The organism is Desulfovibrio legallii, assembly GCF_004309735.1.
Classification (GTDB): domain Bacteria; phylum Desulfobacterota; class Desulfovibrionia; order Desulfovibrionales; family Desulfovibrionaceae; genus Desulfovibrio; species Desulfovibrio legallii.
In genome coordinates this window covers 44,144-62,281 of record NZ_SIXC01000005.1, presented here as the reverse complement: position 1 = coordinate 62,281, position 18,138 = coordinate 44,144, and the positions used below count along the sequence as shown (strand labels likewise).

Below are 18,138 nucleotides of genomic sequence, written 5' to 3'. Positions count from 1 at the left end.
CGGCGTCAGGGTTGGGGCGCGGGCGGCAGCGCTGCCCAGTCCTCACGGGCGATGCGCCAGCGCTTGCCGTCGAAACGCAGTTGGAGGGTCTTGGTGCCCCGGTCGCTGTGGCCCGCGCTGTCCGCATAGACCTGGGTCATGTCCGCCCGCAGGCCCGCGCGGTCCACCACCAGGCGCAAGCCGGAAATGCGCACCAGCGTGGGCTTGACCCGCGCCCAGAGCTGCTCCTTCTGCCGCCGGATGTTGGCGGCCCCGCGGCGGCCCTGCTGCACGGCGTCACTGGTGTAGGCGTCCATGTAAGCGTCCAGCTGCGCGGCCTCCCAGGCCTTGCGCCAGGTTTCAAGGGCGGCGCTGGCCTGATCGCTGACCCGATCCAGATAATCGGCGGCCAGGCCTGTGGGCCCGGGGCGGAACTGGGCCGCCACAATGCGGAAGCCTCCGTCCTCGCCCCTGCGCCACCAGAGGGTGCGCACGCCTTCGGCAAAACCTTCGGGGGCCGCCACCAGCTGCTCCCAGCTGGTCACGGCCAGACCGCCCTTGATTTCCATGTCGGGCTTGCGGTTGATGACCGTCAGCCAGGGCGCAGCAAAACGGCGCTCCAACTCGCGCAGGGTGGTGCGCAAGGAATGCCCGCGCGGCGCGCCCGGCTCACGGTTGTAGCGAGCCTGGTCGTAAAAATCGGCAATGCGGGCCGCACGGGCGGCAAAAGCCGTGTTCCAGTCGGCCACCGCCGCGGCCAAGGCCTGCCTGGTGCCCGCCGAAAGCTCCAGGGTCGGCAGCTGCACGGACTGGGTTTGCGCGGCCTGCGGCTGGGCGGGCGCAGCCGGAGCGGCCTGCGGCTGCATGGCTGGAGCAGCGGGGGATGTCGGCACGCTGGGCGCAGCCGCCCCTGTGGGAACAACGGCCGCGCCGGGCGCGGATTGCGACGCGGACGGCTGTACAGCTTGTGGCGCCTCCTGCGGCGGCAGCGCGGGCTGGGCCGCTTTGCCGGCCGCCATACCCGGACGCGCGCCCCAGTTGACTTCAGCCGGCGGCGGCACGGTCTGGCGCAGGGGCACCAGGGGCTCGCTCAAGGCCAGCAGCGTGCGTGCGGCGGCTTTTTCACCGGAAGACTTGCCCGCATTGTCGGCCGCGGTGTCGGTCGGCTTTGGGGCCGAAGCCGCAACAGACTGGTCAACGGACTGCAGAACCGGGGCTTTTTCCACATCGGACGCAGCCGGGGACGCAACCGCCGCAGGAGATGCCGCCGCGACAGCCTCCTCCGGCGCGCTTTCAGGCATATCCAGGCGCGGCGGCCGGGGCGCTTCGGAGCCGGCATCGCTGACCACCTGCAGCGGCGCTTCGGCCACCAGGCGGCCCTTCTGAAAATCGGCCCGCATGCCCAGGTCGCGCGGGGTCCATTCCATACCCACAATGCGGAATTTGTCGTCCTTGCCGCGCTGCCAGTACAGGCGGCGGATACCCTCGGTGGAAAGGTTGGAAGCCGTATACAACTGTTCCGACCATGTCACCCAGTAGCCCGGACCTTCCAGCACATGGATTTTACGGTTGTAAATCTTGATGAAGCGCAGAATATTGAACAGCCGTTCCTTGTTCTGCCGGAAGGCGACGAAACTTTCGGGCATGGCCCTGGAATAGGCCTCGGCATCATAAAAATCGAAAAACTTACGGGAACGCGCGGCCCAGGCGCTGCTCCAGGCCTGCATGAGGCGGCGCAACTGGCGGGCGGTGCCGTCGTCAACCCGGGGCACGCTTTTTTCGTCCAGCCTTTCGGCCAGGACAACAGCCGTGCCTGGGGTGAGCTGCGGGCCCACCTCGCCGATTTCGTCCAGGCCGATGGCCACACAACCCCTGGTAGAAAGGGGTTCAATGCCGAAACCCTTACTGTGGATCCAAATGCCGTGGCCGGTCTTGCCGCGCAGCTTGTCCACAGGATTGGGGTAGTTGAGCGTATAAGCTATGCCGCCGTATTCCTTAAAATCCAGACCGCTGGCTATTTTGTATTCCACAAAATAGACGCCTTCCGGGGTGCGCAGGTCATTGAGAACCTGCTTGTCGCCCGGAAGCTGACCCGTAGTGCAGGGGAACGTGTACTTGAGTTTAAGGGGGCTTTTTTTCTCAAAAAAAAGAAAGGTCTGGCGAGCCTTGTCCACGGCTACCAGATGCGTGGGCAGGCCCTCGTTGTAGAGGGTGGCCTGCCAGTTGTCGGCCAAAGCCGGACGGGCCAGCGTCATTGCGCCGCAAAACAGCAGCGCCAACGCCACCCCCCACAGACGGCAACCGGCCCCCTCAACGCGCAAGGGCCACCAGTTCCGCACGGGTAAAGAGCGCAAGCAGGTCATACCCCGCCTCACGGAGCTTTTCCCGGCCACCTTCTTCCCTGTCCAGAATGGCGCAGACCGCCGCAATGGACAGGCCCGCGTCCCGAATTCTCTCGCAGGCTTTGAGCAGCGAACCGCCCGTGGTGACCACATCCTCCAGCAACGCCACCCGGTCGCCCGGACGAAAGTTGCCCAAACCTTCCACAAACTGGCCGGTGCCGTGCCCTTTGGCCTCTTTGCGCACCAGCAGACCGTGCAGCGGCCTGCCCTGCTGGTGCGAAATGACCGTGGTGGCGGAAACCAGCGGGTCCGCGCCCAGGGTCATGCCCCCGACGCCGCGAAGGTCAACGTCCTTGAGCAGGTCGTTAAACAGACTGCCGATAAGCCAGGAGCCCTCGGCGTGCAGTGCAGTGACGCGGCAGTCAAAATAGTAATCGCTTCGGCGGCCGGAGGCCAGCAAAAAATCACCTTCCCGGTAGGATTTTTCCACCAGCAGCCGCGCCAGACGGCGCTTGAGGTCCAGCGTAGGCGCGTCCACTAGCGTTTCTCCTTTACCGGCGCGGCGAGCACGCGCGCAAAAATGGCGTCTTCATAGCGCAGGTAGTAGGCCGGGTCGAACAGGTCTTTAAGCGCCTCCGCGCCCAGGCGCCCGCTCATGGCCGCGTCCGCGCGCACCAGGTCGGGGAAGGGGGTGCGGCTTTCCCAGCTCTGCATGGCCAGACGCTGCACGGCCTCGTAGGCCTGCTGCCGGGGCAGGCCCGTGGCGATGAGGGCCGTGAGCACCCGCTGCGAAAAATAGAGCCCGTAGGAGCGTTCCATATTTTCGCGCATGCGTTCGGGCTTGACCACCAGGCCCCGCAACAGCCGATCCAACCGGGCCAGCACATAGTCCGCCAGGATGGTGGAATCGGGCATGATGACCCGCTCCACCGAAGAGTGGCTGATGTCCCGCTCGTGCCAGAGGGCCTGATTTTCCAGTGAAGCCAGCGCGTTGGAACGCAGCAGCCGGGCCAGACCGCACATGTTCTCAGCCGAGATGGGGTTCTTTTTGTGCGGCATGGCCGAAGAGCCTTTCTGCCCCTTGGCAAAGCCCTCTTCCACTTCCAGCACTTCGGTGCGCTGCAGATGGCGCAGCTCCACGCAGAGCCGCTCCACCCCGCCGGCCAGAATGGCCAGAGAGGTAAAGAAGTGGGCGTAGCGGTCGCGCTGCACAATCTGGGTGGAATGCGGGTCCACCTCCAGGTGCAGCCGGGCCAAGGCGCGGGCCTCCAGGTCGGGCGAAAGAAAGGCGTAGGTGCCCACTGCGCCGGAAATCTTGCCCACGCGCACGCTTTCCAGCCCGGCCCGGACGCGCTCCCGGTGGCGCACGAACTCCGCATAAAAGCCCAGGATTTTGAGGCCGAAGCTGGTGGGTTCTGCGTGGATGCCGTGGGTGCGGCCCATGCAGAGCACGCCTTTATGACTTTGGGCCAGATCCGCCAAAGTGACCAGCAGCGCGTCAAGATCCTTGAGGATCAGCGTTCCGGCCTGGACCAGCAGCAAGGCGTTGGCCGTGTCCACAATGTCCGAAGATGTGCAGCCCAGGTGGATGTAGCGCGCCTCGGGCCCCACTTTTTCTTCCAGCGAAGTCAAAAAGGCGATGACGTCGTGCCTGGTCACCTCTTCAATGGCCAGAATGCGGTCCACATCGATGGCCGCCGTGGCCTTGATGTGCGCCAGGGCGTCGGCGGGCACGCGGCCCAGTTCGCCCCAGGCCTCGCACACGGCCAGCTCCACGTCGAGCCAGGCCCGGTAGCGGTTTTCCAGGGTCCAGATGCGGCCCATTGCCGGCCGGGTATAACGATCGATCATGCTTGCCTCATGAGGCCGCGGGAGCGGGCTTGGACGTGGTGGACGCAGCGGGGGCCGCCGGGGCCGCCGCAGGGGCGTTCGCCGCTTTGGCGGGCGCGGCAGATCCGGAAGCGGCGGGGGCGGAACCGGCGCTGCCGCCGGAGGCGCCCGAACCGGAATCGGACGCGGCGGCCGTGGCGGAAGACCCGTCTTCCTTGATGCCTTTACGGTAGCCGTAGTCGCTCACATACCAGCCGCCGCCTTTAAGCACAAAGGACGTGTGCGACATGATGCGCGGCGCGGGCGTGCCGCACTTGGGGCAGGGCTCCTGCCCGTGGGCGTCCGCCAGTTTGACCCATTCTTCAAAACGGTGCTGACACTTGGGACACTGATATTCGTAGATAGGCATAGCACAGTGTAACGGCGGCGCGGCCGGACCGCACGCGCCGTTCTCCATGAGAGTTGTTACCGGGGCACTACGAAACCGCAGTGCCCCGGGGCACGTTCCGCCGTCAGCCGGGAGGAACGCTGTGGATAAAAGGGGCGGAACAGGGCGTTTGCGCGGCAGCCCCGCAAGAGGAGCCCGCACGCCCGCCGCCGAAAACGTTTCACTTTCCCAAAGGCGCGCGAACGCACTTCGGGCAAGCGGAAAGCCCTGTAACACAAAAGCCCCGCCCCACGCCGCACTATTGCCTATGCGGCCAACGGGGCGTTGGCGTGCAAGGGGTCAGGCTTTGGCGGCCTTGGCTTCGCGCACGCGCTGCTTCAGTCGCTCTTCGCGACGGTGACGGCGGCGGTCCAGTTCCTTTTTGCGTTCCACTTTTTTATGAGCCATAACTTCCTCCAGGGGAAACAACCCCGTAATTTAAGTGGGTATGTATAAACACTTTCGGCGGCAAAGTCCAGCCCGTCACCAGGTGAGCCGCACGGACGCGCCGTGGGCGGCCATATATTCCTTGCACTGGCGGATGCTGTACTGCCCGTAGTGCACAATGGAGGCAATGAGCGCGGCCGAAGCCCCACCGGTGGTGACGGCCTCCAGCATGTGCCGGGGTTCGCCCGCCCCGCCCGAAGCGATGACCGGAAGGCTCACGGCGTCCGCAATGGCGCGGGTGAGGCGCAGTTCGTAGCCGTCCCTGGTGCCGTCCGCGTCAATGGAGTTGATGCAAAGTTCGCCCGCGCCCAGCTCCTGGCAGCGCCGGGCCCAGGCCACGGCGTCCAGGCCCATGCGTTTGCGCCCGCCGTGGATGACGATTTCGTAGCCCGAAGGGATCTCCGGGCTTACGGGCACGGCCAGCACGTCCATGCCCACCACCACAGCCTGGGAACCAAAAGCCGCCGCGCCCTCTTGGATAAGCTGCGGATTTTTGACCGCCGCCGAGTTGATCGAAACCTTTTCGGCCCCGGCCAGAAGCACGGCGCGCATGTCTGCCACGCTGGCGATGCCGCCGCCCACGGAAAAGGGGATGAAAATCTGCGCGGCCACGCGCTCCACCACGTCCAGAAAGATGCCCCTGGCTTCGGCCGAGGCCGTGATGTCGTAAAACACGATTTCGTCCGCGCCTTCTTCATAGTAGCGGCGGGCGCTTTCCACCGGGTCGCCGATGTCCTCGTTGCCCGCAAAACGGATGCCCTTGGTGAGCCTGCCGTTGCGCACGTCCAGACAGGGAATGACACGCTTACGCAGCATGGCGGGCCTCGCAGTAGCGATAAAAGTTGCGCAGCAGGGTCAGACCGGGGCGACCGCTTTTTTCCGGATGGAACTGCACGGCCCAAAGCCCGTCCCGCCCGTACAGTGAGCAGAACTCCCGCCCGTACACGCTGGTGGCCAGCACCAGGTCCGGAGCCGGCTCCACATAATAGCTGTGCACAAAATAAAATTCCGCGCCGGGGTCCACGCCCGTGAGCAACGGACAGGGGGCCTGAAGATTGATATCGTTCCAGCCCATGTGCGGCACCGGAGCCGGCGTGCCGTCCTCCTGGCGCATGCCGTCCGCAAACCGGCGACAGACGCCGGGCACAAGCCCCAGGGTGGGGGTGTCGTTCTCTTCGCTGCGCTCCAGCAGAATCTGACAGCCCAGGCAGATGCCCAGCAGGGGCCGGCCCCGCTCCACGGCGCGGCGCAGCACCTGATCCAGGCCGCTTGCGCGCAGCGCGCCCATGGCTTGGCCCGCGGCCCCCACGCCGGGAAAGATTATCCCCTGGGCCGCGTCCAGCGCCGCGGGATCCGCCGTGATGGCGCAGGGAATGCCCAGATGCTCCAGGGCCCGGCGCACGCTCGTCTGATTGCCCGCCTTGTAGTCCAGAATGGCCAACATGTGCGTCCTCTCTTGTATGGACGGCGCAAACGGGGGGAAAGCGCCGGTCAAATACCTCTGTTGCGGAGAGGCACTATAGCTTTTTCCGTCCCGGCAGGCAACGCGGGCCACAGCACGCCGCCCCTGCCGCCCGGCCGCCGCAAAAATGCGTCGGCCCAGCCCGGACAAGGTGGATGCGGCAACGATCGCAAAATTTTCAGTCCACAAAACGCCAACGACGCCGGGCGGTTGCGAAGGCGGATCAGCCTCCTGCGGGCGACGCGCCAAGGGGCCTGGGGTGACAAGAGCATTAATCACGCTTATTATAAAAACCGTGAAGAACAGAATAAATATTTTGTTGTTTTTATTACAATAATTTTTTTGTTATTCTGACAATACCTGAGAGGGCGCGCCATGTATTTTCCCACAGCCGGCATTGAATGCCATCCCTTCATCCCCTTTGCCGCCGCGCTGGGCATTTCTTTCGTCACCTCCATGGGGGGCATTTCCGGGGCCTTTCTGCTGCTGCCTTTTCAGATGAGCGTGCTCGGCTATGTGAACCCCAGCGTCAGCTCCACCAACCAGTTCTTCAACGTCCTGGCCTGTCCTTCAGGCGTCTGGCGCTACTGGCGCGAGGGGCGCATGCTCTGGCCCCTGGCCTTTACCGTGGCTCTGGGCACCCTGCCGGGGGTTTTTCTGGGGGCTTTCATCCGCATTACCCTCCTGCCGGATCCGGCCAGCTTCCAGTTGTTTGCCGGGCTGCTTCTGCTGTATATGGGTCTGCGCATGGCCCGTCTGTTGTGGCGGGAACGGGGGCGCAGGCCAGCGCCCCGGCCCGCAGGGCAGAATCTTTCCTCCTGCCGCGTGCTTGCCTGGAACAGCCGTGTGCTGGAGTTCACGTTTCAGGACGCGCATTACAGCGTATCCACTCGCAAGCTGGCCCTGTTGAGCCTGGCGGTGGGGCTGGTGGGCGGGGCCTACGGCATCGGCGGCGGGGCCATTATGGCGCCCTTCCTGGTGGCCTGTTTCGGCCTGCCCGTGCACGTAGTGGCCGGGGCCACGCTGTTGGCCACCTGGCTGACCTCGCTGGCCGGCGTGGGCTTTTACACCCTGCTCGCCCCCTTTTACCCCCACCTGACCGTGGCCCCAGACTGGCGCATGGGCCTGCTGGTGGGGCTGGGCGGACTTTGCGGCGTCTACCTGGGCGCGCGCTGTCAGAAGCATGTGCCCGCCTTTGCGCTCAAGGCGCTGCTGGCTGCGGTTTTGCTCTTTACAGCCCTGCGCTATTTGGGCCAAGGTGTGTAGCGCCGCGCGCCGCCGCAGGGCAGCCTGCACGCGGTCAGGGCAGTTTCACGTTGCAATTGCTCTGGCGACTGCTTGAGCGGCCGCCCGCCACGCAGGCGTGCGCGCAATGTCGTTGATGTCCGAGGATATCAAGGACACGAGTAAACACCACGCAGGCGTGCGCGCAATGTCGTTGTGCTGATAAACGCCGAAGCGAACGGGGTAAAATCTTTGAGCAGGTTTGTTCTCAAAGGTGAAAGATTTTAAAGGATACGCCATGCGCCATACCGCCGCCCTGCCCGTGGGGCTGTTTGATTCCGGCATGGGGGGCCTTACCGTGCTCAAAGCCCTTAATGCCCGCCTGCCCCATGAGGATCTTGTCTACCTCGGTGATACGGCCCGCCTGCCGTACGGCACCAAGGGCCGCGACACCATCATCCGCTACACCCTCAAGGCCGCCCGCACCCTGGTGGACATGGGCGTAAAAATGCTGGTGGTGGCCTGCAACACGGCCACGGCCACGGCCCTGCCCACCCTGCGCGAGGCCCTCGCCCCCCTGCCCGTGCTGGGTGTAGTGGAGCCCGGCGCGGAAGCCGCCGTCCAGGCCAGCCATAACGGGCACATCGTGGTCATCGCCACCGAAGCCACCATTGCCGGAGGGGCCTACCAGCGGGCCATCGCCCGGCTGCGGCCCCAGGCCGTGGTCACGGGTCGGGCCTGCACCCTCTTTGTGCCTCTGGCCGAAGAAGGCTGGATGGAGGGCCCCGTGGTGGAAGGCGTGGCCCGCCGCTACCTGAGCGACCTCTTCCCCGCGCCAACCGCCGCGCCAGCCGCTTTGCCGGCCGCCACAAGCGCAGACCTTGCGCCGGATACGCTGCTGCTGGGCTGCACGCATTTTCCGCTGCTGCTGGGGGCCTTGCGGCCGGTGGTGGGGCCGCAGGTGCGCATTGTGGATTCCGCGGCCACCACAGCGGCCTGGGTGGCCGCTGCCCTGGAGCGCCAAGACCTGCTGCGGCCCGACGAAATCTCCGCCGAGGGCGGCCGCTGCCGCTTCCTGACTACGGACAACACGGCCCGCTTTGCCCGCACGGGCAGCCTCTTTCTGGGGCGGCCTCTGGACCCGGCGGAAGTGGCCTTGGTAGACTTGTAGCTATCAATCTTTTAACATACTTGAATAATAGAATAATATAAAAAAATCCCTTTGCCGTCCCCGTGCGTCTCTGGGCCCTCCAGGGCGCAAAAGCCAGAGTGGGCGCGGGATTCTGCGCTTTTTCGTTGACAGGAGGGGGGGGCTCACGTAAGGAAGGGACAGTCCGACCGCGATTGACGCGGCCAGAGGTCTTTTTCCCCGGGGCGTATCCTTGCCGGACCGGCACAGGTTGAGCGCTCTATGGCGTCTGGCGTCGTCAGCCCCGGGGCTCGGTCCAGCCCTTGCCGGACCGGCAACACAGGAAACCAAAATCCGTTTGGAGAAGCATCATGACAAAAGCTGAGCTTGTTGAAAAAATCCATGCCAAGGCCGGTCTGCCCACTAAAGCCAAGGCCGAGGAAGCTCTGGACGCTGTGGTTACCGCCCTGCGCGAAGCTCTGGCCGCCGGCGAGTCCGTGACCTTTACCGGCTTCGGCAGCTTTAAGGTTGTGGAGCGCGCCGCCCGCAAGGGCCGCAACCCCCGCACCGGCAAGGAGATCACCATCCCCGCCAGCAAGGTCGCCAAATTTACGCCCGGCAAAGGGCTGAAAGACGCCATCAAGTAGCCTTGGTTTTTGTCTCCATTTTTTGCGGCGCCGCATCCCTGAGGAGGCGGCGCCGCTTTGCTTGCTTTTTTGCAGCCTCGCGCGGTACGCGTCAAAATGTTTTTTCACGTCTGGACGTAAATTAATTTTACATATATAATATATCGCATTTCATACCTAGGAGCGTCCATGCCCGCCGCTGCCCTTTCCACGCCGTGGTTATTCTGGCTGAACTACCTGCTGCTGGCGAGCGGTTCGTTCGCGCTCTGGCTGCCGCGTCTGACCTTGACGCCACTGCCCGTGCTGGTGCTGGCCCTGCTCTTGCGGCGCATGGCCCGCATCCGGGGGGACGAAGCGCTGGGCGCGGCCCACGCCCAATGGCAGCTCGAGACCTTCTGGCTGTTCCTTTTGCTGTTTCTGGCCCTGCTGGCCCTGTTTCTGGGCATGGGGCTTATTTTCAACGAAGGGACGGCTCTGGACCGGGTGGAAGGCATCGCCAACGCCTTCAGCAACGGGGGTCTGGACATTTACGAAACACTGGCGCGTTTTTGGAATATCCGCGAAATCCGCTGGTTTACCTGGGCGGGGCTGTTCTGGGCCCTGCTGGTATTGCTTTGGCCCCTGCAGCGGACCGTGCAGGGCATTCTGGCGCTCTGCGCCGAGCGCACGCCGCGCGCCCTTTCCGGCGGCATGCGCTGGCTGGCCTTAGGGCTGGCGGTCCTCATGCAGAGCGGTTTTCTGGTGGTGGTGCTGGCGCTTTGAACACCGGATCCGGCCTTTTTTCTCCGCACCCATCGCACAAGGGGGCTCCCATGCCGGAAACGGCGCGGCTGATTCTGGTGCTGGGCATGCACCGCAGCGGTACAAGCGCCTGGGCGCGCGCCCTGCGCGTGCTGGGTGTGGATCTGGGCGCGCGGCTTTTGCCCCCCCTGTCCTGCAATCCCAAAGGTTTTTTTGAAGATGAGGATATCTACGCCTGCAACAGGCAGTTGCTGCGGCAGCTGGGCCAGAACTGGAGCCACTGGCCGCCGCCTCCTGCCGTGGAGCAACGCCGTCTGGCGGGCGGCGAGGCCGGGGCGGCAGCTCTGGCCCTGCTGCGCGACAAATGTGCGGGCGGCGCGCCCCACGGCCTTAAGGACCCGCGGCTGAGCCTGCTTATGCCCTTCTGGCGGCCGGTGCTGGCGGCAGCGGCCTTACGGCCGCACTGCCTGATCTGCCTGCGCCACCCAGAGAGCGTAGCCGCTTCTCTGGCCCGCCGCGACAATCTGGACGCGGAGCAGAGCCATGCGCTCTGGGTGGCCCATACCCTGGGGGCCATCACGGGCAGTGCGGGGCTGCCCCGGATGCTGGTGGACTACGAATCCTTACTGCGCGATCCCCAGGCGGCTCTGGAACGCCTTTCCCGCTTTCTGCGCCTGCCCGTAGACGCCGCAGAGCGCGCCGTCTTCTGCAACGACTTTCTGGATGCGGACCTTTGCCACCACACGCCGACGGCGCTCCCCGCAGACCCGGACGCGCCGACAGACCAAGCCCCCTGGGGCGCTCTGGCCCTGCGCATCTGCACAGCCCTGCGCCCTGACCCGGCACGCCCCGCGCCCCTGGACGATATGGAAAGCTCCGCCTGCACCCGCGCCGTAGGCGGCTGGCTGGCGGCCATGCGGCAGTTGCCGCCGCCCCCGCTGCGCGCGCCGGGGCCGGAGGCGCAGCCATGAGCTTTGCCGGGGGCAGGCCCACGGTCGGGGAGGCCGGCGGGCTGCAAGGCCCCCTTGCCGCGCACCCTCTGGCAGGCCGCCTGGCGGCGCCATCCTTTGTGCTGCCCGGCACGGTGGCGGCCAACGCCCGCTTTTTGGCCCACAAGGTGGACGAGGTGGCCCTGTGTTTTTTTGAAGCCCGCGCCTGCCTGACTTACGGGCCGGAAGATCTGCCCCCGGATCTGGCCGACCTGCCCTTGCGCTGGCATGTGCATCTGCCCGTAGATCTGCCCTGGCCCGCGCGCGCTGCGGGCGCGCACCCGGCGGCCGCCTGCGTGGCCCTGGCCCGCGCCGTGGCCGCCAAGGCCGCCTTTTTGCGGCCGCGCCTGGCCGTACTGCACCCGCCGGACGGCGCGCCGGCCCGCCAGCGTCGGCTGCTGGCGGACTTTGCCGCCCTGTGGCAGGCCGAGGGCGGCCCGCCCCTGCTGGTGGAAAATATCGACATCTGCGACCCGGCCACGCTGGGGAGGGGATTTCTGGAGGACCACGGCCTGCGTCTTTGCCTGGACGTAGGCCACCTCCTGGGCTATGCTCAGTTCCGTCTGCTGCGTTCCGCCCTGCCGGAGACCGCGGCGCTGCTCCACTGGAGCGCCCCGGCCGGCGGCGACCGGCACCGACCGCTTACAGACTTCACACCGGAGGAAGCCCGCACGGCCGCTGCCGTCATGGCCCGTGTGCCGACCGCAGCCACGCACCTGGTGGAAATTTTTCAGTGGAACGGGCTGGCCGCTTCGCTACCTGTTCTGGCCGTGCTGGCGCAAAAAGGAGCAGCGACGCTGCGCGGCGGGGCCTGAGCCCCCCCCAAAAAAATCCGGCCAAGGCCCCACACAAGGTCCGCCCACACGGGAGGGCCGGAACCAGGAATCCCTACAAGGACATGTCATGGCAGGCAATGCCGAACTTGTCGCCCACATGAAGCAGTGGCGGCAAAGCCTGAACAAGGACGACCACTGGTGCATCCTCATCAATGCCGATCCGGACGCTCTGGCCTCGGCGCTGGCGCTCAAGCGCATTCTGGTTCACCACGTGCACAGCGTGGATATTGCGCGCGTCAACGAGGTAACCCGGCCGGACAATCTGGCCATGATCCGCTATCTGAACATCCCGGCAAAGCCCTGGCAGCCGGACAAGGCCTGCCAGTACACGCGCTTTGCCATGGTGGATTCGCAGCCCCACCACCACAAGGCCTTTCAGGGCCTGCAGTTTGATTGCATCATCGACCACCACCCCTTACCCGGCACGCCGGACGACAACGCAACAACGCCGGAGGCTTTTGTGGACATCCGCCCCGGCGTGGGGGCCACCAGCACCATGATGACCCGCTACCTGCAGGGCCTGCGCGTGCGGCCCGGCCCGCGCCTGGCCACGGCCCTGCTCTACGGCATCCGTACGGACACGGCGGCCTTTGAACGCTCTGGCGGCGAGGACGACTTCCGCGCCTACCAGTGGCTTTCACGCCATGCGGACAACAACGTGCTGCGCCGCATTGTGCGCAGCGAATACCTGCGCCAGTGGCTGCCCCTGTTTTCCCGCGCGTTCCGTTCCCTTACAGACTGCCGGGGCGCGGGCGCGCACACCTGCCTCAACGAGGTCAACAGCGCGGACCTGCTGGTGGCCGTGGCCGATTTCTTCACCCGCGTGCACGGCCTCAAATGGATAGCCGTCAGCGGCATTGTGGGCAAAACCGTTATCGTCATTTTTCGCGGCGACGGCGGACGGGACATCGGCCGCCTGGCCGACGCCTGCTTCTACGATGTGGGCCAGGCCGGCGGGCACCGCACCCTGGGCCGGGCCGAATTTCCCCTGAGCGCCGTGCCCGAAGGCGTCAAAACGGCGGATTTTGTCCTTAAACGGCTGGAGACGCGCAAACTGCGGCCCAAGCAGGCGGCCCCAACCACGGCTGCGGCCCCGGCCGACGCGGACCAGCCTCATGCGGAGCAGGCGGCAACGGGCCAGCCCCATACAAGCCAGGCCCATGCGGAGCAGGCCCGGCCAGCCCCCTCCTGAGCGGGGCAATCCGGGCGGGATGCTCCAGGCAGGATACTCCGGGCAGGATACTCCGGGCGGAACCAGCCGCCGCGCAAAACGCAAAAATTCGCGGGTTGCGCCCCGCCGCCGTCTTTTTGCCCGCCCCGCGATTTTTTTGTTGACAAGCCCCCGGCCCGCGCGTAATTCTGCTTTTACGAATTTTACAAAGGTTCACGTCATGCAACGTATCGCCCCCAACCACACCTCCGCTTACGCCGCCGGCTTCTTCAGCTGGTATTACTTTGCGTACTTTATGGGAGCCTGTGGTCGGGAGCTTCGCTGACGCCGTAAGAAAAGTTGGGAAGTTCAAAAGGGCCGCAGGCAAATCCGCCGGCGGCCCTTTTCTTGTAACGGCCGCCGGAAAAAGCCGGGCTCCGCTTCCCCCACCCGCGCGGGCACACCGCGCGCAACTCAGCAAAGGGAAGGAGACCACCATGTATCTGGGCAAACGCATCCGGCTGGAACGCATCATTAACCGCGAAGACGGGCGCACCATCATCGTGCCCATGGACCACGGCGTCACCGTGGGCGCAGTGGAAGGCCTTATTGACATGCGCGAGACCGTCAACGACATGGCCACAGGCGGCGCGGACGCCGTGCTCATGCACAAAGGCCTGGTGCGTTGCGGCCACCGCAGCGCGGGCAGCGATATCGGCCTGATCATCCACCTTTCGGCCTCCACGGCCCTTTCCCCCTACCCCAACGCCAAAACCCTGGTGGGCACGGTAGAAGAAGCCCTCAAGCACGGCGCGGACTGCGTTTCCGTACATGTAAACCTGGGCGACCCCAACGAACGCCTCATGCTGGCCGATCTGGGCCGGGTGGCAGAATCCTGCGACAACTGGGGCGTGCCCCTGCTGGCCATGATGTACGCGCGCGGCCCGCAGGTGCAGAACGGCTTTGACAAAACCGTGGTGGCCCACTGCGCCCGCGTGGGCGTGGAGCTGGGCGCGGATATCGTCAAGGTGCCCTACACCGGTGATGTGGAGAGCTTTGCCGAAGTGGTGGCCGCCTGCTGCGTGCCCGTGGTCATTGCCGGCGGCGAACGCATGGATTCCACCCGCCAGATCCTGCAGATGGTCCACGATTCTCTTCAGGCCGGCGGCGCGGGCATTTCCGTGGGGCGCAACGTGTTCCAGCATCCCAACAGGGTGGCGCTGGTCAAGGCCCTGCGCGCCATTGTGCACCAGGACGCCGATGTGGACCAGGCCCTGGCCATGGTGGGGGAATAGCCCATGTCGCGCATTTACTTCCGCTGTGTGCCCTTTGACAAAAGCGCCGTGACCCTGGCGCTGGAGTCGGGCGTGGACGGCGTCATCGCCCCCCGCGAACATGTGGAACAGGTGGCGGGTCTGGCCCGCGGCGCTGTCTGGGCCGACGAGGATACCCCCCTGGCCGCCCTGACTTCCAAGGCCGACGAAGAAGCCGTGCTGGCCCGTCTGCGCCAGGGCGAGCGCGTGGTGCTGGCGCGCGGCTGGGAGGTCATCCCCGTAGAGAACCTTCTGGCCCAAAGCGACACGGTGCTGGCCGAAGCCGGCACCCTGGAGGAGGCCCGCCTGGCCGCGGGAATTTTGGAACGCGGCGTGGCGGGCATTGTTTTTTCCGGCCCGGCCCCGCAGCTCAAAGAGGTGGTGCCCCAGTGCAAGCTGGCGCAGCCGCGGGAAACCCTCCTGCCCGCGGTGATCACCCGCGTGGAATCCGTGGGTCTGGGGCACCGCGTCTGCGCGGATACCCTTTCCCTGCTGCACCGGGGCCAGGGCATGCTGGTGGGCAATTCCAGCGCCTTCACCTTTCTGGTGCACGCCGAAACGGAACACAACGAATACGTGGCCGCCCGGCCCTTCCGGGTCAATGCCGGGGCCGTGCACGCCTACACCCGTCTGCCCCACGACAAGACCACCTACCTGGGCGAACTGCGCGCCGGGCAGGAGGTGCTTATTGTGGACGCGGAGGGCGCGGCCACCCTGGCCACTCTGGGCCGGGTCAAGATTGAGGTGCGGCCCATGCTGCTTATTGAGGCCCAGGCCGAAACCGAAGACGGCCCCCGCAGCGGCGCGGTCTTCCTGCAGAATGCCGAAACCATCCGCCTCACCGCGCCCGACGGCGCGCCCGTGAGCGTGGTGGGCCTCAAGCCCGGCGATGCGGTGCTCTGCCGTCTGGACGAGGCGGGCCGCCATTTCGGCATGCGCGTGCGCGAAGACATTCAGGAGGTTTAGGCATGGACGAAAGCACCAGCCATTGGCGCGGCGCTTCCGCCGACGCCCCCACCCCGGCAGAGGCCGCGCAACCCGCCCCTGCCGCGGACCTTGCCCCGACAGACCCCCAGGCCCGCCTGGCCGCCATCCGCAAAGAAATTGACAGCGTGGACGGCCAACTGCTGACCCTCTGCAACCGCCGGGCGGCCCTGAGCCTGGAGGTGGGCCGCATCAAGGCCCATGTGCCGGGCATCATCTTCAAGCCCCTGCGGGAAAAGGAAGTGCTGGACGGCCTGGCCGCCCAGAACCCCGGCCCCCTGCCCGAAGACCACCTGCGGGCCATCTGGCGGGAGATTTTTTCCTCTTCCCGCGCCCTGCAGCGGCCGCAGAACGTGGCCTATCTGGGGCCGGAGGGCACGTTCTCTTACTTTGCGGGCGTGGAGTACCTGGGCCACGCCGCCCAGTTCCACCCCTGCAACGACCTGGCCGAAGTTTTTGAAGAAGTGGCCTCCGGCCAGTGTGAACTGGGCGTGGTGCCGCTGGAAAACTCCCTCCAGGGCACGGTGGGCGTGAGCTTTGACCTGTTCCTCAAGCACGAGGTCTACATCCAGGCCGAGCTTTTTTCCCGCATTTCGCACTGCCTGCTGAGCAATGCGCCCTCCCTGGCCGCCGTGCGCACGGTCTATTCGCACCCCCAGCCCCTGGCCCAGTGCGGGGTCTGGCTGCGGGCCCACTTGCCCGGCGCGGCCCTGGTGCCCGTGGAATCCACGGCCGCCGCAGCCCAGCGCGCCGCCGCACAGCCCGACGCCGCCGCCATCGGCCACGGCAAGCTGGCCGACCTGCTGAGCCTGGGCGTACTGGCCCGGCGCATTGAAAACGAGCCCGGCAACTGGACGCGCTTTGTTATCATCGGCCCCGGCAGCGCCCGCCACGGCGGCCGCCTCAGCGGTCCCCAGCCCGGCCATACCGGCGCGGACAAGACCTCCCTGCTCTTCACCACTCCGGACAAGGCCGGGGCGCTTTCCAGTGTGCTGGACCTCATGGCCGGCCACGGCGTGAACATGCGCAAGCTGGAATCCCGCCCTCTGCGCGGCCAGTGCTGGAAGTACGTCTTTTTTGTGGATGTGGAATGCGACCTGCAAGACCCGCGCTACGCCGAGCTGCTGACCAGGCTGCACGAGGCCTGCACCAGCTTCCGCATTTTGGGCAGCTACCCCACGGGCCCGCAACTGGACCGCCTGGACCTCAACGCCACAGAACCGGAGTGCTGATCTCATGAGTCAGACCTTCCCCACTGTAACGGTACGCGCCCCCGCGTCCAAATCCCTTTCCCACCGTTTTTTGCTGGGCGCGGCCCTGGCCGAGGGCGTTTCTACCGTGCGCCACGCTCTGGTCAGTGACGATACGGACCACACCCGCGCCGTGCTGACCGCCGCCGGCGCGCGCTTTACCCCCCTGCCCCCCGCGGAGGGCGGGGGGGAAGGCTGCTGGCGGGTCACCGGCCTGGCCGGGCAGCCCCGGGGCGGCACAGAGGCCGCGCCCCTGGACTGCAATGTGGGCGCTTCCGGCACCAGCTGTCGCCTGCTCACGGCCGTGCTGGCCGCCGGGCGCGGGGCCTTTTACCTCCACGGAGCCGGGCGTCTGCACCAGCGCCCCATGGACGAGCTGCTCCAGGCCCTGCGCTTCCTGGGCGCGGACGTCCGCTGCAGCGGGCAGCCGGGCTGTCCGCCCCTGCGCATCAACGCCGCGGGCCTGCAGCCCGCCCTTTGCGGCGGCGAAGTGGAACTGGGCATGGAGCGGTCCAGCCAGTTCTTTTCCGGCCTGCTGCTGGCAGCCCCCCTGGGGCCCGCGCCCCTGGCCGTGTCCCTTTGCGGACAAAAGGCCGTGTCCTGGCCTTATGTGGGGCTCACCCTGCACGCCCTTGAAGCCTTTGGCCTCTCCTTTACGGTAGAAACCCGCCCCTGCCCGGACGTGCACTGGCAAACCCTGCCCCCCGGCGGCTGGCGCGGCCTCAAAACCGCCGAACCGGGCTGTCTGCGCGTCACTGTCCGCCCCGGCCCCTACCGGCCCGGCGACTACAGCGTGGAAGGGGATTGGTCCGGCGCGTCCTACCTGCTGGCTGCGGGCGCTCTGGGCCGCCGCCCCGTGCGGGTGGAAGGCCTCAACCCCGCCTCTCTGCAGGGCGACCGGGCCCTGCTGGACATTCTGCAAAAGATGGGGGCCCGCCTGGAAGCGAGCGCCAAGGCCGTCACCGTCTACCCCTCTCCCCTGCACGGCGTGGACCTGGACATGGGCCACTGCCCGGACCTGGTGCCCACCGTGGCCGTGCTGGCCGCCTTTGCCGGCGGTTCCACCCGCATCCGCAACGTGGCCCATCTGCGCCTTAAAGAATCAGACCGCATCAGCGCCCCGGCCACAGAGCTGGCCAAGACCGGCGTTACCGTGGACCAGCTTTCGGACGGCCTGCTGGTGCACGGGCTTGCCGGACGCGGCCCCAACCGGCCCGACCATCCCCGTCTGCCCGCAGACGCGACCCTTTCCGCCCACGACGACCACCGCATGGCCATGTCCCTGGCCCTGCTGGACCTGCGCGAGCCCGAAACCCACGTCCGCGCCCGCCTGGACGACCCCGCCGTGGTCAGCAAATCCTTCCCGCACTTCTGGAAGGTCTGGGAGCAACTGGCATGAAGCGCGACCA

17 protein-coding genes are annotated in these 18,138 nt (G+C 66.4%); 11 read left to right on the top strand and 6 right to left on the bottom strand.

What is annotated here, in order from left to right; genetic code table 11:
* Nucleotides 1–5 precede the first annotated feature (5 nt).
* The 6 genes from EB812_RS04990 to hisH all read right to left on the bottom strand — a co-directional run bounded on the left by EB812_RS04990 (nt 6) and on the right by hisH (nt 6,469).
* Nucleotides 6–2,234: a L,D-transpeptidase Cds6 family protein gene (locus tag EB812_RS04990; protein WP_242621201.1), complete on the bottom strand. Its 2,229-nt coding sequence runs from the start codon at nt 2,232–2,234 to the stop codon at nt 6–8.
* 55 nt (nt 2,235–2,289) lie between these two features.
* Nucleotides 2,290–2,859 (bottom strand): orotate phosphoribosyltransferase, encoded by a 570-nt coding sequence (gene pyrE, locus EB812_RS04985; protein ID WP_242621200.1) that lies wholly within the window; start codon nt 2,857–2,859, stop codon nt 2,290–2,292.
* Nucleotides 2,859–4,172, bottom strand: coding sequence for an adenylosuccinate lyase (gene purB / locus EB812_RS04980; RefSeq protein WP_118230576.1), 1,314 nt, complete (start codon nt 4,170–4,172; stop codon nt 2,859–2,861). Before purB ends, pyrE begins: the two co-directional genes overlap by 1 nt.
* A gap of 7 nt (nt 4,173–4,179) precedes the next feature.
* Nucleotides 4,180–4,560 carry an FmdB family zinc ribbon protein gene (locus tag EB812_RS04975; protein WP_118230575.1) on the bottom strand — a complete coding sequence of 127 codons (381 nt, stop codon included), beginning with the start codon at nt 4,558–4,560 and terminating at the stop codon, nt 4,180–4,182.
* A 501-nt stretch (nt 4,561–5,061) separates the two neighbouring features.
* On the bottom strand, nt 5,062–5,841 hold the full coding sequence (hisF, locus tag EB812_RS04970; protein WP_118230574.1) for an imidazole glycerol phosphate synthase subunit HisF: 780 nt from the start codon (nt 5,839–5,841) through the stop codon (nt 5,062–5,064).
* A complete protein-coding gene (hisH, locus tag EB812_RS04965) occupies nt 5,831–6,469 on the bottom strand; it encodes an imidazole glycerol phosphate synthase subunit HisH (protein ID WP_118230573.1) in 639 nt (212 codons plus the stop codon). The genes hisF and hisH overlap by 11 nt, the downstream gene beginning before the upstream one ends.
* A 393-nt stretch (nt 6,470–6,862) precedes the next feature.
* Between hisH and EB812_RS04960 the strand changes: the two genes are divergently transcribed.
* From EB812_RS04960 to EB812_RS04910, 11 genes are all read left to right on the top strand, one after another.
* Complete coding sequence (locus EB812_RS04960) at nt 6,863–7,753, top strand: sulfite exporter TauE/SafE family protein (RefSeq protein WP_118230572.1); 891 nt, start codon at nt 6,863–6,865, stop codon at nt 7,751–7,753.
* Between the two features lie 256 nt (nt 7,754–8,009).
* Entirely contained in the window at nt 8,010–8,882 is an 873-nt protein-coding gene (gene murI / locus EB812_RS04955; RefSeq protein ID WP_118230571.1) for a glutamate racemase, read from the top strand.
* Nucleotides 8,883–9,163: 281 nt separating this feature from the next.
* Entirely contained in the window at nt 9,164–9,487 is a 324-nt protein-coding gene (locus EB812_RS04950) for an HU family DNA-binding protein (RefSeq protein WP_270229405.1), read from the top strand.
* A 168-nt stretch (nt 9,488–9,655) separates the two neighbouring features.
* Nucleotides 9,656–10,228 carry a hypothetical protein gene (locus EB812_RS04945; protein ID WP_118230569.1) on the top strand — a complete coding sequence of 191 codons (573 nt, stop codon included), beginning with the start codon at nt 9,656–9,658 and terminating at the stop codon, nt 10,226–10,228.
* A gap of 50 nt (nt 10,229–10,278) precedes the next feature.
* On the top strand, nt 10,279–11,178 hold the full coding sequence (locus tag EB812_RS04940) for a sulfotransferase family protein (protein ID WP_118230568.1): 900 nt from the start codon (nt 10,279–10,281) through the stop codon (nt 11,176–11,178).
* On the top strand, nt 11,175–12,011 hold the full coding sequence (cbiR, locus tag EB812_RS04935) for a cobamide remodeling phosphodiesterase CbiR (RefSeq protein ID WP_242621199.1): 837 nt from the start codon (nt 11,175–11,177) through the stop codon (nt 12,009–12,011). The genes EB812_RS04940 and cbiR overlap by 4 nt, the downstream gene beginning before the upstream one ends.
* A gap of 88 nt (nt 12,012–12,099) precedes the next feature.
* A complete protein-coding gene (locus tag EB812_RS04930; protein ID WP_130957895.1) occupies nt 12,100–13,224 on the top strand; it encodes a DHH family phosphoesterase in 1,125 nt (374 codons plus the stop codon).
* 455 nt (nt 13,225–13,679) lie between these two features.
* Nucleotides 13,680–14,477 (top strand): 2-amino-3,7-dideoxy-D-threo-hept-6-ulosonate synthase, encoded by a 798-nt coding sequence (locus EB812_RS04925; protein WP_118230858.1) that lies wholly within the window; start codon nt 13,680–13,682, stop codon nt 14,475–14,477.
* Between the two features lie 3 nt (nt 14,478–14,480).
* The gene (locus EB812_RS04920) at nt 14,481–15,461 is read left to right on the top strand and encodes a 3-dehydroquinate synthase II family protein (RefSeq protein ID WP_118230857.1); all 981 of its coding nucleotides are present in this window, start codon (nt 14,481–14,483) and stop codon (nt 15,459–15,461) included.
* A gap of 2 nt (nt 15,462–15,463) precedes the next feature.
* Nucleotides 15,464–16,711 (top strand): prephenate dehydratase, encoded by a 1,248-nt coding sequence (pheA, locus tag EB812_RS04915; protein ID WP_130957894.1) that lies wholly within the window; start codon nt 15,464–15,466, stop codon nt 16,709–16,711.
* 4 nt (nt 16,712–16,715) lie between these two features.
* Nucleotides 16,716–18,128, top strand: coding sequence for a 3-phosphoshikimate 1-carboxyvinyltransferase (locus EB812_RS04910; protein WP_118230855.1), 1,413 nt, complete (start codon nt 16,716–16,718; stop codon nt 18,126–18,128).
* Nucleotides 18,129–18,138: the final 10 nt, after the last annotated feature.

Coding starts and splice junctions, on each gene's coding strand:
- hisF (WP_118230574.1), bottom strand. CDS start 5,841: ATGCTGCGTAAGCGTGTCATTCCCTGTCTGGACGTGCGCAACGGCAGG.
- cbiR (WP_242621199.1), top strand. CDS start 11,175: ATGAGCTTTGCCGGGGGCAGGCCCACGGTCGGGGAGGCCGGCGGGCTG.
- EB812_RS04920 (WP_118230857.1), top strand. CDS start 14,481: ATGTCGCGCATTTACTTCCGCTGTGTGCCCTTTGACAAAAGCGCCGTG.
- purB (WP_118230576.1), bottom strand. CDS start 4,172: ATGATCGATCGTTATACCCGGCCGGCAATGGGCCGCATCTGGACCCTG.
- pheA (WP_130957894.1), top strand. CDS start 15,464: ATGGACGAAAGCACCAGCCATTGGCGCGGCGCTTCCGCCGACGCCCCC.
- EB812_RS04945 (WP_118230569.1), top strand. CDS start 9,656: ATGCCCGCCGCTGCCCTTTCCACGCCGTGGTTATTCTGGCTGAACTAC.
- EB812_RS04910 (WP_118230855.1), top strand. CDS start 16,716: ATGAGTCAGACCTTCCCCACTGTAACGGTACGCGCCCCCGCGTCCAAA.
- EB812_RS04925 (WP_118230858.1), top strand. CDS start 13,680: ATGTATCTGGGCAAACGCATCCGGCTGGAACGCATCATTAACCGCGAA.
- EB812_RS04930 (WP_130957895.1), top strand. CDS start 12,100: ATGGCAGGCAATGCCGAACTTGTCGCCCACATGAAGCAGTGGCGGCAA.
- EB812_RS04990 (WP_242621201.1), bottom strand. CDS start 2,234: ATGACGCTGGCCCGTCCGGCTTTGGCCGACAACTGGCAGGCCACCCTC.
- hisH (WP_118230573.1), bottom strand. CDS start 6,469: ATGTTGGCCATTCTGGACTACAAGGCGGGCAATCAGACGAGCGTGCGC.
- EB812_RS04975 (WP_118230575.1), bottom strand. CDS start 4,560: ATGCCTATCTACGAATATCAGTGTCCCAAGTGTCAGCACCGTTTTGAA.
- murI (WP_118230571.1), top strand. CDS start 8,010: ATGCGCCATACCGCCGCCCTGCCCGTGGGGCTGTTTGATTCCGGCATG.
- EB812_RS04960 (WP_118230572.1), top strand. CDS start 6,863: ATGTATTTTCCCACAGCCGGCATTGAATGCCATCCCTTCATCCCCTTT.
- EB812_RS04940 (WP_118230568.1), top strand. CDS start 10,279: ATGCCGGAAACGGCGCGGCTGATTCTGGTGCTGGGCATGCACCGCAGC.